This window comes from Anaerosporobacter faecicola, from assembly GCF_012070565.1.
GTDB classification, from domain to species: domain Bacteria; phylum Bacillota; class Clostridia; order Lachnospirales; family Lachnospiraceae; genus Anaerosporobacter; species Anaerosporobacter faecicola.
This window is the reverse complement of sequence record NZ_JAAQRO010000008.1, coordinates 88,609-103,392: the sequence shown is the minus strand read 5'-3', so window position 1 is coordinate 103,392 and position 14,784 is coordinate 88,609. Positions and strand designations below refer to the sequence as shown.

The window sequence follows — 14,784 nt, the reverse complement described above, 5'->3', positions numbered from 1 at the left end:
TATAGAAAGGAGTACAAGGAATATGGAGAAGAAAACAAGAGAATATGCAACACAAATGGAGGCGGCAAGGAAGAAGATTATAACAAAGGAATTGAGAAAAGTAGCAGAGAAAGAGCAAATGTCTGTAGAAGAACTACTTCCTCTTGTAGCAGAAGGGAAAGTTGTAATCTGTGCCAATAAGAATCATACTTGTATCGAACCACAAGGTGTAGGCTCCATGCTAAGGACAAAGATTAATGTAAATCTTGGTGTTTCAAGAGATTGTAAGGATTATAATGTGGAGATGGAAAAAGTAATGCAGGCAGTTCATATGGGAGCAGAAGCTATTATGGACTTGTCCTCTCATGGGGATACCATTCCATTTCGACGTAAGCTAATTGCGGAATGTCCTGCGATGATTGGAACGGTTCCAATCTATGATAGTGTCATTCATTATCAAAGAGACTTGGATGCCTTAACTGCCCAAGATTTTATTGATGTGGTGCGATTGCATGCCCAGGATGGTGTGGATTTTGTAACCTTGCATTGTGGGATTACAAGAAAGACCATCGAACAGATTCGTAAGAACAATCGTAAGATGAATATCGTTTCGCGAGGTGGGTCATTGGTATTTGCTTGGATGTGTATGACAGGGAATGAGAATCCGTTCTATGAATATTTTGATGAAATTCTGGAAATCTGTCGAGAATATGATGTTACGATTTCCCTTGGCGATGCGTGTCGTCCTGGTTGCTTAGCAGATGCATCCGATGTATGCCAGATCGAAGAACTGGTTCGATTGGGTGAGCTTACCAAACGAGCTTGGGAGAAAGATGTCCAAGTCATGGTGGAAGGACCAGGACATATGCCAATGGATCAAATTGCCGCCAATATGAAAATTCAACAAACAATCTGTTGTGGCGCACCATTTTATGTACTAGGACCATTGGTTACGGACATAGCTCCTGGTTATGATCATATTACAGCGGCGATTGGTGGTTCCATAGCAGCGGCAGCAGGTGCAGCATTCTTATGTTATGTAACACCAGCAGAACATCTAGCACTTCCAAATCTAGAAGATGTAAAACAGGGAATAATTGCTTCGAAAATAGCAGCACATGCTGCTGATCTAGCAAAAGGAGTACGAGGAGCACGAGTGATAGATGATCGTATGGCAGATGCACGTAGAGCATTAGACTGGGAAGCACAATGGGAATGTGCCATTGATTCAGAAACGGCCAAGAGGATTCGGGAAGAAAGAAAACCGGAATATGATGATACCTGTTCCATGTGTGGTAAATTCTGTGCAGTACGGAGTATGAACAAAGCGTTGGCTGGAGAGCATATTGATATCCTTTAGTATGATTGCTGATGCATGCATTGGTTGTTCGTGCATGACTTGAAGCTATAATCTTGCCCATAGGAATATGGGCAACGATTGTTTTAAATTGTAGCAAGATTCTGAAGAAGAAGGTATGAAACAAGAGAATTACAATATATTATTACGAAGAACGTTTTAGGAGTTACCTGTGGATATTGAGAAGGAAAAAGAAAAAATTGCGCAATTTATTAAGGTTGGTCTAGTGGTTTTAAGTATTATCTTAGTGATCGGGTTAGGAATCCAATTCATACCAAAGATTGGGGGCTCAAACAATGGAAAAGAGGAAAAGAACAGCGTGATACAGAAAACGAGTTTACTAGTGGAAAATGATATTATAGAAGGATAATCCGATGCTTCTGCTATTGAAATAGCAAAAGGAAAATGTAAACTACAAGTTCAATGATTCCATTCAGCAAATATGGTATAGTTTAGTTCAGTAAGAGATGAGAGAAAAGTAGCGTGGTTGTCTAACTGAGTGAAACCGGAAGATATATAGGAATGATTATATTCGTATAGTCGATTGGATTGTGAATGGAGGAAGAACAGATGAAAGAATTGACTTCAGCAGCAGCGAACAAATGGATACGGTCTTTGGAAGATGAAAAAAGCTATTATCTGTCATTAGAGGATACGGCAAGTGTGTATGTTCTTGCAGACGGTGAAGAAGTAGAAAAACCAGATTATGATTATGAACAAGTGAGTGAAGCAATTGCCAAGATTGATGAGAAAATTCGTAAAATTCGTCATGCAGTGAATGTATTTAATGCAACAACAGTGCTTGAAGAGATTCAGATTACCATTGATGAAGCGCTTGTAAAGATGGCGCAGTTGAACATACGAAAGAACAAACTAGATAGTATGAGACGAAGATTACCGAAGGAAAGAGTGAATCCTATGTTATCAAGAGGAAAGTCATTTGTTGAATACGAATACACCAATTACGATAACAAGAAGGTTCTAGAGGATTACAAGGAATTTAGCAAAGAGATTATGAACATTCAGCTTGCATTGGATAAATGTAACCAGACAACAACATTTTCTATTGAGCTTGAATAGAAGTTCCTTTTCATTTACCAGTAGCGCTATATTAGGGGTTTGTCTTGGTGCAGCTGTTATAGGAGCGCAGTGCGGTTTTCGTTAATGCTTATTTTCTTATTTCTCAATGTTACTGTTCATTGCAGGGGAACATGGTTAATAATTTGATCGAAAACGCTACAAAAACTTGTTAGGAGCAAAGGGGAAGTAAGGTTATAACTTTTGCTAAATACTGGTTGACTAAAAGGAATTATTGCATTATACTATGGTCTACGAAACAAGTAACCAAAGTACTTTTTAAGGAGCAAGGTGATAGAATGAGATTTCCAACTGTGAATTTGAAAGCAACTGGAGCGAATATTGCAACGTTAAGAAAGAAGCAAGGAATAACAGTAAGGCAGATGCAAGAATACTTTGGATTTGAGCAACCACAAGCAATCTATAAGTGGCAACGGGGAGAGAGTCTTCCAACAGTTGATAACTTATTTGCTTTAAGTAAATTATTACATACATCAATAGACGGAATCCTGGTCGGTAACGACCAGGATTTTTGCGTTATTATAAAGATTCGTGCGATACGATTTATGACTTTAGAGGCAATCTGTGATGTAATGGATTGCCAACCTGGAGATATATTGGAATATCAGAGAGAATAATCTTTAGATGGATTTCATCTATTTTGTATGAAAGATATGAATTGGTACGATTACCCAATATACTACTTGTAAATAGAACAATTTTCCTATACTTTGAAGGCGAATAATTATGGGATTTTGTGAATAGATATGCTAAAATTAGTCTAGATTTGAAGAAGATTAGAAGGGGATAATATAATAGGAGGATATGGTATGGAAAACTACTTATATGAGTGCCCTGTATGCGGATTTCATCATCAGGTTCCGCAATATTGGGTGTCTTTTTCACCAGAAGATACAATGGAATATCCTCATATGCGTATGGATATGACAGGAATGTGTACGAATATGGAATTAAAGTATGTTGGAGAACAAAATACATAAGTCTGAGAATTGGAAAAAGACAAAAGGAATAATATAAAGGAGACCATTCTATATGAAAATTGGGGTGAATTACTATCCAGAACAGTGGGACAAAGTGTTATGGAAGAACGACATTACCCAAATGGCTGAAGTTGGCGTTAAAGTTGTCCGACTTGCAGAGTTTGCTTGGAGTAGACTTGAACCAACCGAAGGAGTGTATGATTTTGGATGGCTTGATGAGGTAATTGCACTTTTGGAAGAGAAGGGGATCGAGGTGATCCTAGGAACTCCAACCAATTGTCCACCGTTATGGCTTTATGAGAAGTATCCAGATGCTGTGATGTGTGATGAATATGGCAATAAAGTAACAATCGGTATACGGGGACATCGTTGTTATAATAGTCCATCAATGATCAAGAAAACGAAACAGATTGTAAGTAAGATGGCAGAGCATTATGGAAAATCGAAAGCAGTTGTAAGCTGGCAGATAGATAATGAATTGGAAGCCTATCATTGTACCTGTGAAGCATGTACAGAAAAATTTCGAACATGGCTTAAATTGAAATATGGTTCATTGGAACAAATGAATAAAACCTATGGGACAGCAATGTGGAGCGGTGAATATAGTGACTGGTCGCAAGTAAAGCCCCCAATGGGAAAACAACAACATTGGTTAAATCCAGGATTTTTAATGGACCATTATCGATTTGCATCTGAGTCCATGGAACAATTTGTTCGTTTACAGACAGCATGTATTCGTGAATTTGACAAAACCTCCTCTATTACAACGAATATGTATCTAGGGAATATGACACCGGATTTCTATAACACGTTTCAAGATCTTTCCTATGCTTCGTATGATAATTATCCAGTTACAGTAATTCCTGATGGAAAAGAAGAAATCTATAGTCATGCATTTCATCTGGATCTAACGAGAGGAATTAAGCGTAAGAACTTTTGTATTATGGAGGAGCTCAGTGGGGCACCTGGATGCTGGATGCCTATTTGTAGAACACCGAAACCGAATATGGTAAAGGGGTATGCATTACAAGCAATTGCTAGAGGTGCTGACCTTATACTACATTTTCGGTGGCGTAGTGCAATGAAAGGTGCGGAGATGTTTTGGCATGGAATCCTAGATCATAATAATGTACAAGGAAGGCGATACCAAGAATTTCGTTCTCTTTGTGAAACTGTTCATGATCAATTAGGATTTTTAGAGGGAACTGTTATTAAGAATAAAGTTGCATTATTATTTTCTCATGAACAGGATAATGCATTCAAATTCCAGCAACAGGCACAAGGATTTCACTATTATAGTCAATTAAAGTTATTCCATAATGGTGTGATGCGGACGGGTGCAGGAATTGATATAATTAATATGACGGAAGATTTATCTGGTTATGAAGTTATAATTGCACCAACGATCTACATTGCTTCACAAAAAGTAGTGGATAACTTAACTCTTTTTGTGGAAAATGGTGGAAAACTCATCTTAACGAATCGAACAGGAGTAAAAGATGAAACCAATGCATGTGTTATGGAAAATCTACCAGGTCCATTTGCGCCATTAGTAGGTGCATATGTGGAGGAATATGATGCCTTGGGAGATAGTAAGAATATTGTACAGATGAGGAATGGAAACTGTTATACGTGCAGTCAATGGGCCGATATTTTACAAGAAGATACGGCGCAAGTCCTTGGGGTTTACGGGGAAGACTTTTACAAGGGAAAGGCTGCAATAACACAAAACACATACGGAAAAGGGACAATATATTACATAGGTACTATATTGGAACGAGATTTTTATTATGATTTTATGATGGAAGTATTCCGGGATACAACTGTGGAGAGAATGGAAGATTTACCAGATGGCGTTGAACGAAGCATACGAGAGGATTTGAATCACCGATACATGCTTCTATTCAACAATACATCACATATACAAAAGATAAATATTGTTGACCAAGAGCCGTTTGAATTACAGCCCTTTGATCTTCATGTGATCGATTTACGTTCATAAGGATATAATCTTGGGGGAGAGAAGAATGGAGATAGATCTATTTCAGATAAAACTAGTTAATGCAGTTGAAAAAGCATTTGTAGAAGTAATACAGAAGAACAAAGGGGTTTATGCATTTACATTAGAGTGTGCTTCAGATCTCACTAGTATAGGAATAGCTGCTAATACGACGAAATATCTCAACTTGTTTTCTGATGAAGGAGAAGAGGATTACTGCTATTTTAAATACAATGAAGATGAATGGGAAATCTTTAGTGGTGCAAATCAAGAATTTGAAGAGTTAAGTAAGATGCTACAACGAGAAATGGAATTGAGAAGTTATGAGTTCTTTGAAAACGATGGAATAACCGTTCGCAAAGAATTTCATGAATTTCAAAAAATGATATTTGATGTAGGGATAGAGGTTATGAAACAATTTTCGACCCATCCGATTTATCAACAATATTCGTATATTAATCTTAACTTCTATGTAAGGGATTATTATAATGAAGAAGAAATGATCGCTATCTATGCAAGTTTAAATCCGAAAGAACATGTGATTGCTGAATATAGACAAGCATTTGTGGAATGAATTGTGGTAGAGGGGAATAAGTATTTAGTAAGTTTTATGGGTTAATACATATTATAGTAAGAAAAAACAATTTTCAATGGAAAAATGTCAAGAAAGAAGTAAGAAGATCTTGACATTTTTTTGAAAATTGTTTTTTTATAGGGTTTGGGTGTCAAAAGCCCTTATTTATTTTGAGGTCAGTCAATTTGCACAATTTGAGTTTGTTTAACATGTAATACAGGACATAGTTCAATCGCAACACGCTCTCGCCCCGCTGAAGTTCGTAGTGGTACATAAGGCTCTAAACTACAGAGCCAAAGTACCAACGACTTCATACAGTTGCTCATCAAACTATGTCCTGTATTACATGAGATTAGCTAGTGTTTGTGCAAATTAACGAAAGAAAGTTTTAATAAGGGCTTGTGACACCCTAATCTTTATAATGATTGATCCTGTTTGGCTAGCGCCGCACCAATAAATCCTTTGAATAATGGATGTGGACGATTTGGTCTTGACTTGAATTCTGGATGCGCTTGTGTTGCAACAAACCATGGATGGTTGTCTAATTCAATCATTTCTACAATACGGCCATCTGGAGAAAGACCAGATAATACGAGACCATGTTTCATAAAATCATTACGGTAGTAGTTATTTACTTCATAACGATGACGATGTCTCTCACAAATTTCTGTTGTTCCGTAGAGTTCATGTGCTTTGGTATTCGCTTTTAATACACATGGATAAGACCCTAAACGTAAAGTTCCTCCTAGATCCTCAATGCCATCTTGTTCTGGCATAAGGTGAATTACTGGGTGGTTGGTACTTGGATCTAATTCAGCACTGTGTGCATCAGCGAATCCGATCACATGGCGGGAGAATTCCACAATTGCTAATTGCATACCAAGACATAATCCGAGATAAGGAATTTTATTCTCTCTAGCATATTGAATCGCGTAGATCATACCATCAATACCACGGTTACCGAAACCTCCAGGTACAATTATACCAGATACGTCATGTAGATGTTCCACTACATTAGTAGGTGTGATATCTTCTGAATTGATCCATTTGATTGTGACGGAAGCGTGATGGGGAACAGCACCATGTTTTAATGCTTCAACAACACTGATATATGCGTCATGTAAAGCGGTATATTTACCAACTAAAGCAATGGTAACATCTTTTGTTGGATTCTTTAATGCGTGCACCATGGATTCCCATTCTGCTAAATCTGGTTCTGGACAAGGAAGATTCAGACATTCACAGGCGATATTCGCAAGATGTTCTTCTTCCATTGCAAGAGGAGCTTCGTAAAGTGTATCCACGTCCAGATTCTGCATAACATGTTTGCTTGGGACATTACAAAACAATGCAATCTTATCTTTGATACCAGGTTCTAGAGCAACTTCCGTACGACAGACAATAATATCAGGTTGAATTCCCATACCTTGTAATTCTTTAACGCTTGCTTGGGTTGGTTTTGTTTTCATTTCGCCAGAAGCTCTTAGGTATGGAATGAGAGTAACATGAATAAGAATAGCATTTTCACGACCAATATCATGTTGGAATTGACGAATTGATTCTAAGAATGGCTGACTTTCAATGTCACCTACTGTGCCACCTACTTCAATGATCGCTATCTGTGTTTCATCGCAACCATCGTTACGATAAAATCTACTTTTAATTTCATTCGTGATATGGGGAATAACTTGTACGGTACCTCCACCAAAATCACCTCTTCTTTCCTTAGAAAGAACAGACCAATAGATTTTACCTGTTGTTACATTGGATTGCTTTGTCAAACTCTCATCAATAAACCGCTCATAATGACCAAGGTCGAGATCCGTTTCAGCACCATCATCTGTAACAAAAACTTCCCCATGTTGGATGGGATTCATGGTACCTGGATCGATATTGATGTAGGGGTCAAACTTTTGCATGGTAACTTTATATCCGCGAGCTTTTAGTAATCGACCTAAAGAAGCCGCTGTGATACCTTTTCCAAGACCTGATACAACACCACCAGTTACAAATACATACTTGACAGCCATAATTGTTCCTCCTTTTACGTATCAATACAACGAAATGTTGTATTGTGCAATATAGTAAATGATGTAATTATCACAAACATAAACTACGACTTTCTAAATTCATTTGAGCATCTAAATAGAAAAATAAAAATACTCAAATCAAAACATTAACCAAAACATTATACATTAATGAATTATAGAAATCTAGAAAAAAAAACGTAAAATGGAGCTATTTTCCTGACTTTCGAGTAAAAACTTCTATTGTTAAGTATTGCAGATTTTAACTTTGATTTGTTAAGTCATTTGTGGGGATTTGGGAAAAAATGAAGAAGGTTTTGAAAGAAATAAAAGTAAGAAACAAACAAAATTATTAATGAAAATTTTAATCTTGGAAAAAGGAAGAAAGTAATTATAAAAATAGTGCAAATAAACAATATTTCTTATTGAGAATTTATTCCCTTATAAAAAAAATTGTGTTATTATAGAAGGGTAATAAATAATACGCTTGACAATATTTATCAGGAATATTATGGAGGATTAATTATGAAAAAAGTAGCTGTTTTTTTTGCAGATGGATTTGAAGAAATTGAAGCATTAACCACGGTAGATATTCTACGTCGTGCTAAGATTGATGTTACTTTGGTCTCTATGAAGGGAATTAAGGAAGTATATGGAGCACATAAAATTGCTGTTGTAACAGAACGTTTTTTTGATGATGTAAATTATGAAGCAATCGATATGTTAGTTTTACCAGGTGGAATGCCAGGAACAACACGTCTTGCAGAAAGCAAACCATTACAAAAATTAATACAAAAATTTTATGACAATGGTAAATATGTGTCTGCAATATGTGCCGCTCCTAGTATATTAGGCAATATGGGATTACTAAATGGTAAGAAAGCAACTTGTTATCCGGGATATGAAGATAAGTTAAAAGGTGCTACGATTGTAGATGAGGAAGCAGTTGTTGATGGTACCATCGTAACAGGTAGATCAATGTCATCCTCTGTTGCATTTTCATTGGCTTTAGTAGAACAATTAGAAGGAAAAGAATTAGCTGATAGTATTGCAAAATCAGTTGTATATCAGTCTAAGCAATAAGATTCTTATATAAGGATATTATTCATTTGGGTATCTAGGTACTATTTTATAGAGCAGTAACAATGTGATAAGGTTCGGGAATGCCATAAAAGCATTAACAAGATCAGATAGTTCCCAAACAAGATCCAAGGACATGACTGCACCTATAAATACCATTACGATATAGCATATTTTGTAGAATTTGATTCCTTTTTCGCCAAAGAGATAATATGCTGCACTTTCACCAAAGAAAGACCAACCGATTAAGGTAGCCATTGCAAATGCAATTAGGGAGAAGCTAAGTAAAATCTTACCATAGGGGATAATAGCAAAGGCAGCTGTTGTTAACTCAGCATTATTTACTTGTGTAATTGACTCTGGGTGATGAAGAATATTACTGATGATCACCAGCCCGGTAATGGCACACATAACAACAGTATCCCAAAATGTTGCAGTCATAGAAATGAGAGCCTGTCGTCTTGGATCATTGGTGCGAGCACTTGCAGCAGCAATTGCAGCAGATCCTAAACCAGCTTCATTTGTGAATAAACCTTTGGCGACACCATGTCGTGCAGCAAGAAGAATTGTACTTCCAATGAATCCACCAGTCGCTGCTTTGCTTGAAAAAGCAGAGGAGAGAATGAGTTGAATTGCTTGTATTAGATAGTGCCGATTGAGAAATAGGATGAGAAAACAACTCAATACATAAAATGCACCCATAGCAGGGACAAGTCGTGTGCATACGGTGGCGATCTTTTTGACGCCACCGATGATGACAAAGCCGCATAGTAAAGCAGAAAGGAAACCTATCGTGATGGGGGATAGATTCCAGGTTGCAGATGTTGTGGTGGTTATAGAATTGGCTTGTGTGGTACAACCGACACCAAAAGAAGCGGCTAACGTACACAAACTGAAGATAACAGCAAGTGTTTTCGAATGAAGCCCTTGCTCTAGAACATACATTGGACCACCAACATATTTGCCAGTTGGTGTTTTTTTTCTATATTTTATACTAAGGTAGCATTCTGCATAAGATGTTGCCATACCAAATATTCCGGTAATCCAACACCAAAATATGGCACCAGGCCCCCCTAAAGCTACAGCTGTTGATACACCGATTATGTTACCTGTACCTAAGGTGGCGGCGAGAATTGTCGCTAAAGAGGCAAAACTGCTGACATCACCGTCTTTACTGGAATCCGATTGTAAGGAAAAGCGGATCCCTCGAAACGTGTATTTTTGAACAAATCGTAAACGAATCGTAAAAAACAGATGTGTTCCAAGTAATAGTAGAATCATTGGAAGTCCCCAAATGAATTGATTACAGTGCTTGATGAATTGAAAGAATACATCCATGAGATACCCTCTTTATTCGAATGAAAGTGGATTAACATAATGTATGAAATGTTTAAGGGGAATATGATAGATTGATACATGCAAAAAGATAGATTATCACGTAAACAGGAAAAGATTTTTAAGGGGTTGCTTTTCTTTATGTTTTATGTGTAGATGGGAGAAGGATATGAACGAAATTAATCGTACACAACAGATTTTTACGAAAAGAGAAAGGAAATTTAAGGACAAAGAAGAACGAGAGAAGGTCTTAAACCAATGCATAGTTATTTCGACGATAATACTGTATATAACAATCATCGTTATGACAATCATACAGTACAAAGGAAAGATTGCGGATAACCCTATTATTGTTGCTGTGTATGCATTGATTGTAATCAATATAGGAATTGATATTTTTATGTTGATTAAGATGCCAATGTATGAGAAAATCAAGCATATATCTACGATATGCTTTTTGGCAATATACTCAATTTTATTAATATCTGAAAATAGTTATTATTTGTTATATGCCACAATTATAATTTTCCTTGTGTTGATCTTGTATTTTCGTGAACGAATCATGGCAGTCTATGCAATCATTTCTATAATTCCTGTAGTCATTAACGTGGTTCGGTTTGCAATTCCAGCAGAGGATATAGCGTTGATTGCACAGAGCTATCTGTACATCGTAACGGTTGTTATGCTTGTAAGATGTACTGCAATTGGACATTTGTTTAATCATGATGCACTTCATGCAATTCAAGATGAACAACAAGCGCAAAAAGTGATGTTAGATGAAGTTTTGCATATTGCGGAAGCGGTAAAGGTTGGTGCCATCGAATCCGATCAATTAGTTGTAAAATTATCCGATTCAATCGGTGTAGTTGGAAGTGCGGTAAAAGAAATCAGTTCAAGTACACAAGTAACAGCGGATAGCATTCAGGAACAGACAGTAATGACGAATACCATTCAGGAATCTATTACGGAGACTGTTGAATTATCAAAAAAGATGGTGCAAGTAGCCAATGAATCTGGGGAAGTGGTTTCTGAAAACCTTTATAAAATGACACAATTACAGGAACATGCAAATAAAGTAGCAAAGACCAATGAAGTAGTAGCAAAATCCATGGATGAACTTCATACGAAGACGCAACAAGTAAAAGATATTACAAGTATGATCTTCTCTATTTCTAGTCAAACCAATCTGTTGGCTTTGAATGCATCAATTGAGAGTGCAAGAGCTGGAGAAGCTGGTAGAGGTTTTGCAGTAGTAGCTGATCAGATTAGACAATTAGCTGAGCAGACAAGAGAAGCAACAGAGAACATATCAAAGATTATTGAAGAATTAAATAACGAAGCAACCAATGCATTGATAACGGTAAAAGAGAATATTGAAGTATCCAATGAACAAGGCACTCTTATTACAGATACGTCAACGAGTTTTGAAAAAGTAAATGAAAACATGAAGATGTTATCGAAGGACATCTCCAATGTTGATACAAAATTAGAAGAATTATCTACATCAAATCAAGTTATTGTAGATAATATTAGCCAATTATCAGCGGCAAGTGAAGAAGTATTTGCCAGTGCACAACAAGGAGAAGAAGTAAGCGAAGTTAGTAAAGAAGATTCATCCAATGCAAGAGAGTTATTAGAGCAATTGATTGAAACAGCAAAAGGCTTAGATAAATATCTTGAAAAATAAGCTTGACTAGAATAGAATGAGGATTTTCGCGTAATACTAGTAGTAAGATGAGCAGTGAAATGCAACGTTTTGAAAAGGATGTTTTTGAGAACGGGCCTGGATAAGCGTTTGTTAGTAGCCGCTTATCGCATAGTGTATGAAAAATAGGTGTATTCAAGTGCAGAATATCCTCAGAAAAATCACTAAGACAAGGGTTGGTTCGTATCATATTAAGATGATAGTACCAACCCAAAAGTCTGTTTTGAGGCAGGAAATCATGCTTTTTCATTGCGTATGAAACTAGATTTTTTTCCTCTTTGTATTATTAATAAGTCCATAACTTACCATAATAATTTGTGCAATCTGGGTCACAATATTAGTACAGACATCAAACGTCTGTAACTTACCAACGGACGATTTCACAAGAAGTCAGTCCTATCTTAACCACGGAGGTGCATTATTATGGCAAACAATAACAGCGGTTCTAACAGAATGGAAGTTCCACAAGCAAGAGAAGCTATGAACAGATTCAAAATGGAAGTAGCATCAGAACTTGGAGTACCTTTAAAAGCAGGTTATAATGGAGACTTAACAAGTGCTCAAAATGGTTCTGTTGGTGGAGAAATGGTACGTCAGATGATCAAGAAACAAGAAGAATCAATGTCAGGTGGTTCTTCAGGTCAATAATTGATCGAGACAACCAGTCTCAAGTAACAATTAGTGGAGCTTGATCGTATTATTCGTGTAGCTTCATAAAAAAAAGAAACATCGCCATGTATTTATGATTGTGTTGAGAAAGCACCTACAGCAATGTATCGGCTTTACTTAGTGCTATGAGAGAAGAAATGATCAATTGCCTCAATCGTACGTATTTGGTGATGTTTTTTTGTGGAAATTTACACTTTCAATGATTGCCACCAGGGGTAACCTCAAACATAACAGATAGAATACATAAGACATTAAGAAAGAATAAGTTAGGTTGTATACCATTTTTTTATACAACACAAAATCTTGACATAGAAATCAGATATGTTAGAATACAATAAAACAAGATATCGTAAGAGTATCATATATTTTTGATGCTCTCATCATAGAATAAAATAGATAATAAATAGAGAAAGATAGCGAAACTGTTTCGGTATACAGGTTCGTTATGCGCATTTTTGACATGCGGGATTGGAGATTGAAATGGGGAAATATTTTGGTACGGATGGATTTCGTGGCGAGGCGAATGTTGATCTTACAGTTGTACATGCATATAAAGTAGGACGTTATTTGGGTTACTACTTTGGTAAGGATCACAAAGCGAAGATTGTAATTGGTAAGGATACCAGAAGATCCAGTTATATGTTTGAATATGCATTGGTGTCAGGTTTAACAGCAAGTGGTGCTGATGTTTATCTATTACATGTAACGCCAACACCAAGTGTTGCTTATGTAGTTAGAAGTGAAGATTTTGACTGTGGTATCATGATATCTGCCAGTCATAACCCATATTATGATAATGGAATTAAAGTAATTAACGCAGATGGGTATAAATTAGAAGCAGAAGTAGAGCAATTGATCGAAGAGTATATTGACAAAGAAACAGATGAATTACCTTTAGCGACAGGCGCAGAGATTGGCCGTACGATTGACTATTCTGTTGGTCGACATCGTTATATAGGCTATCTAATGTCTTTACCAACTCGTTCGTTCAAAGGAACGAAAGTAGGGTTAGACCTTGCGAATGGTTCTGCTACTACCGTAGCAAAGGGTGTCTTTGATGCATTAGGAGCCAAAACATATGTGATTAATAATGAACCAGACGGAACCAACATTAATACAAATTGTGGTTCTACACATATAGAGGTTTTACAAAAATATGTTGTTGAGCAAGGCTTAGACGTTGGTTTTGCTTATGATGGAGATGCAGATCGCTGCTTGGCAGTAGATGATAAAGGTAATATTATAGATGGCGATTTAATCTTATATCTATGTGGAACATATATGAAAGAACGCGGGGAATTGAATAACGATACCGTTGTAACAACCATCATGTCAAACATTGGTTTGTATAAAGCCTTTGATCGAGAGGGGATTGCGTACGAAAAAACAACAGTTGGTGATAAATATGTGAATGAAAATATGATTACCAATGGACATTCCCTTGGTGGCGAGCAATCTGGACATATCATTTTTAGTAAACATGCAACCACAGGAGATGGTGTGTTAACTTCTTTGAAATTAATGGAAGTTATGTTAGAGAAGAAACAAAAGATATCAGAGCTAGCGAGCGAAGTCAAGATCTATCCACAATTGCTTGTTAATGTAAAAGTTTTTGATAAACCAACAGCAAAGAACGATGAAGATGTGAAAAATGCAGTTGAAAAGATTACACAGGAACTGGGAAATGAAGGAAGAATTCTGGTAAGAGAAAGTGGAACAGAACAGGTACTACGTGTTATGGTAGAAGCACAGACAGAAGAAAAGTGTAGAAAATGTGTTTATGAAGTAATTGACATTCTAAAAGACAAAGGATATGTAAAAGCTGAATAAGGAAAAGAAGAACCCAAAAGCTAATAGATTGAGGATTTGTCAAGAAAATTAATTTGTAATTACCAATTATATATGATATAATATAGCAATGCACAAAATCACTTCATTTGCAAGAGTGATTTTGTATATAGAAAAATAGACGAAGTCTATC

The 14,784-nt window shown here is 36.5% G+C and carries 12 protein-coding genes and 2 pseudogenes; 12 read left to right on the top strand and 2 right to left on the bottom strand.

Going from position 1 to position 14,784, the window contains the following annotated elements; genetic code table 11:
- Positions 1 to 22 precede the first annotated feature (22 nt).
- The 8 genes and pseudogenes from thiC to HBB17_RS03670 all read left to right on the top strand — a co-directional run bounded on the left by thiC (position 23) and on the right by HBB17_RS03670 (position 5,987).
- Entirely contained in the window at positions 23 to 1,339 is a 1,317-nt protein-coding gene (thiC, locus tag HBB17_RS03700) for a phosphomethylpyrimidine synthase ThiC (RefSeq protein ID WP_167955842.1), read from the top strand.
- A gap of 169 nt (positions 1,340 to 1,508) precedes the next feature.
- A complete protein-coding gene (locus HBB17_RS03695; protein ID WP_167955840.1) occupies positions 1,509 to 1,706 on the top strand; it encodes a hypothetical protein in 198 nt (65 codons plus the stop codon).
- A gap of 200 nt (positions 1,707 to 1,906) precedes the next feature.
- A complete protein-coding gene (locus HBB17_RS03690) occupies positions 1,907 to 2,416 on the top strand; it encodes a hypothetical protein (RefSeq protein ID WP_167955838.1) in 510 nt (169 codons plus the stop codon).
- 296 nt (positions 2,417 to 2,712) lie between these two features.
- Positions 2,713 to 2,907, top strand: a pseudogene (locus tag HBB17_RS20740) (helix-turn-helix domain-containing protein); the annotation flags it as partial.
- Positions 2,908 to 2,958: 51 nt separating this feature from the next.
- A pseudogene (locus HBB17_RS20735) lies at positions 2,959 to 3,051 on the top strand (helix-turn-helix domain-containing protein); the annotation flags it as partial.
- A 192-nt stretch (positions 3,052 to 3,243) separates the two neighbouring features.
- Entirely contained in the window at positions 3,244 to 3,414 is a 171-nt protein-coding gene (locus tag HBB17_RS03680; RefSeq protein ID WP_167955837.1) for a hypothetical protein, read from the top strand.
- 52 nt (positions 3,415 to 3,466) lie between these two features.
- Positions 3,467 to 5,416, top strand: coding sequence for a beta-galactosidase (locus HBB17_RS03675; RefSeq protein ID WP_167955836.1), 1,950 nt, complete (start codon positions 3,467 to 3,469; stop codon positions 5,414 to 5,416).
- 25 nt (positions 5,417 to 5,441) lie between these two features.
- Positions 5,442 to 5,987, top strand: a complete 546-nt coding sequence (locus HBB17_RS03670; protein ID WP_167955835.1) for a DUF4303 domain-containing protein — start codon at positions 5,442 to 5,444, stop codon at positions 5,985 to 5,987.
- Positions 5,988 to 6,403: 416 nt separating this feature from the next.
- Here HBB17_RS03670 and HBB17_RS03665 read toward each other — a convergent pair whose 3' ends face one another.
- Entirely contained in the window at positions 6,404 to 8,017 is a 1,614-nt protein-coding gene (locus HBB17_RS03665; RefSeq protein WP_167955834.1) for a CTP synthase, read from the bottom strand.
- 522 nt (positions 8,018 to 8,539) lie between these two features.
- Between HBB17_RS03665 and HBB17_RS03660 the strand changes: the two genes are divergently transcribed.
- Complete coding sequence (locus tag HBB17_RS03660; RefSeq protein WP_167955833.1) at positions 8,540 to 9,097, top strand: DJ-1 family glyoxalase III; 558 nt, start codon at positions 8,540 to 8,542, stop codon at positions 9,095 to 9,097.
- 18 nt (positions 9,098 to 9,115) lie between these two features.
- Here the strand turns inward: HBB17_RS03660 and HBB17_RS03655 are convergent, their stop codons facing one another.
- Complete coding sequence (locus HBB17_RS03655) at positions 9,116 to 10,375, bottom strand: alanine/glycine:cation symporter family protein (RefSeq protein WP_238483663.1); 1,260 nt, start codon at positions 10,373 to 10,375, stop codon at positions 9,116 to 9,118.
- Between the two features lie 223 nt (positions 10,376 to 10,598).
- On the opposite strand from HBB17_RS03655, the gene HBB17_RS03650 reads away from it, so the two are divergent.
- The 3 genes from HBB17_RS03650 to glmM all read left to right on the top strand — a co-directional run bounded on the left by HBB17_RS03650 (position 10,599) and on the right by glmM (position 14,633).
- Positions 10,599 to 12,116 carry a methyl-accepting chemotaxis protein gene (locus tag HBB17_RS03650; protein WP_167955831.1) on the top strand — a complete coding sequence of 506 codons (1,518 nt, stop codon included), beginning with the start codon at positions 10,599 to 10,601 and terminating at the stop codon, positions 12,114 to 12,116.
- A gap of 441 nt (positions 12,117 to 12,557) precedes the next feature.
- Positions 12,558 to 12,782 carry an alpha/beta-type small acid-soluble spore protein gene (locus HBB17_RS03645; protein ID WP_167955829.1) on the top strand — a complete coding sequence of 75 codons (225 nt, stop codon included), beginning with the start codon at positions 12,558 to 12,560 and terminating at the stop codon, positions 12,780 to 12,782.
- Between the two features lie 501 nt (positions 12,783 to 13,283).
- Positions 13,284 to 14,633, top strand: coding sequence for a phosphoglucosamine mutase (gene glmM, locus HBB17_RS03640; protein ID WP_167955827.1), 1,350 nt, complete (start codon positions 13,284 to 13,286; stop codon positions 14,631 to 14,633).
- The last annotated feature ends 151 nt before the right edge of the window (positions 14,634 to 14,784 follow it).